Origin of the sequence: Falsiroseomonas algicola (assembly GCF_011040385.1) — a bacterium.
Classification (GTDB): Bacteria; Pseudomonadota; Alphaproteobacteria; order Acetobacterales; family Acetobacteraceae; genus Falsiroseomonas; species Falsiroseomonas algicola.
In genome coordinates this window covers 1-279 of record NZ_JAAIKB010000079.1, presented here as the reverse complement: position 1 = coordinate 279, position 279 = coordinate 1, and the positions used below count along the sequence as shown (strand labels likewise).

Genomic DNA, 279 nt, shown 5'->3' with positions numbered 1-279 from the left:
CGCAATGACGTGTGGCAGGCGGTCTTGGGGCACGGGGCGACGCGCAATGGCGCTGCGATCCATGTCGGCGACCGGCGCGTGTTCAGCGGATCGCGCGTGCCAAGCGATGGCCTGCCCAAGGCCGACCGCGATCTGGTCGCGGTGGCGAAGCCCAATTCGATCGCGTTGCGCATCGCGATGGTGGCAGCGGATGAGGCCGATCTCGTGGCGACACTGCGCTGGGGCTATGAATGGGACGTCGCCGCCGCCGCGCTGATCGCGGCGGAAGCGGGGGCAACG

General features: G+C 69.9%; 1 protein-coding gene. It reads left to right on the top strand.

From position 1 onward, the window contains the following. Window positions 1–9: 9 nt before the first annotated feature. Window positions 10–279, top strand: a 270-nt coding sequence (locus G3576_RS31095) for an inositol monophosphatase family protein (protein ID WP_328730217.1), incomplete at its 3' end; no start/stop codon positions are given.